At 64.5% G+C, this 1,368-nt stretch carries 1 protein-coding gene; it reads right to left on the reverse strand.

Annotated elements, in window-relative coordinates:
• Positions 1–37: 37 nt before the first annotated feature.
• A protein-coding gene (locus tag AB0F15_RS45040) for an IS3 family transposase (protein ID WP_360284093.1) occupies positions 38–1,353 on the reverse strand; the annotation gives its coding sequence in 2 pieces (ribosomal slippage) (positions 38–1,071 and positions 1,071–1,353; 1,317 coding nt in all).
• Positions 1,354–1,368 lie beyond the last annotated feature (15 nt).

Genomic DNA, 1,368 nt, shown 5'->3' on the forward strand with positions numbered 1-1,368 from the left:
TGATGCGCTCCGGGTCTGGTGCAGGTCCTGTTGTCTGTCACCGAGCCCGGGCAGGCTCGAAGGGTTGATCGTAGCGTGACGCTTGGTGGCCGGCTTCGACCTGGGCTGGAGTGCGCTGTCCGAGCTCGCCGTGGACGCGGCGATGGTTGTACCAGTCGACGTATTCGGCGACGGCGATCTCGACATCACGAACTGATTGCCAACCACGGCCACAGGCAACAGGGTTATGGATCAACTCTCCCTTGAACAGCGAATTGAATGCCTCGGCCATCGCGTTATCATAGGAATCTCCGCGCGAACCGACCGAGGCGACCACTGCCGCTTCCGCCAAACGCTCGGTGTAACGAATGGCTCGATACTGAACTCCACGGTCGGAATGATGGACAAGTCCGGTCACCTCTTGTCCGGCTCGTTGCCGGGCCCAGATCCCCATCTCGAGCGCGTCGAGGGCAAGATTCGTGTGCAACGAGGTCGACACCTGCCAGCCCACGACCATTCTCGAGAACACATCGATGACGAACGCGGCATACACCCATCCCGAAAACGTCCGAATATAGGTGATGTCCGCTACCCAAAGCTGGTTCGGCTGATCGGCAGCGAAGCGGCGGTCGACCAGGTCCACCGGCGAAGGCGAAGCTGCAGCGATGGTGGTCCTGGGCCGTCGGCCTCGCCGTAGGCCCTGCAGGCCCTTCTGGCGCATCAGCCGCTCGACCGTGCAGCGAGCCACGCGGATTCTCTCACGGTTGAGTTGCGCATGCACTTTCCGCGCTCCGTAGACGCCGTAATTCTCGCGGAACACGCGCTCGATCTCGGCGAGCAGTTCCGCGTCTCGCACGGCGCGTTTCGACGGTGTGCGCTTCTTGGCTGCCCAGAAGGTTCTCGGGGCGATCCGCACATCCGCATCGTTCAAGACTGCGCAGATCGACTCGACCCCGAGCTTCTTCCCCTCGACAACTCGCTCCCGGTGGTCGTCGATATAGTCGACGACCACCGCGAGCGGCACCTCCCGCCGAGGCGTGGAACCGCCAGGAGTTACTTGATTTTGCGGTCGAGCTCCGCGGCGGCGAAAAACGCCGAGGCCGTCTTCAGGATCTCATTCGCCCGCCGCAACTCACGCACCTCGCGTTCCAGCTCGGCGATCCGTGCCGCATCATCGCTGGTGCGGCCGGGTGCCGTGCCGGCGTCGATCTCGGCCCGCTTGACCCACGTCCGCAACGCCTCCGGGTGCACGTCCAACTGGCCCGCGACCCGGCGGATCGCCGCCATCCGCTGCCCCTCGGCCGCGATCGCGTCCAACGCCATCCGCGTCGCCCGCTCACGCAGCTCGTCGCTGTACTTCTTCGGTGCCGGCATGCTCTGCATCCTCCC

The sequence above is a fragment of the Amycolatopsis sp. NPDC026612 genome (assembly GCF_040638285.1).
Taxonomy (GTDB): Bacteria; Actinomycetota; Actinomycetes; order Mycobacteriales; family Pseudonocardiaceae; genus Amycolatopsis.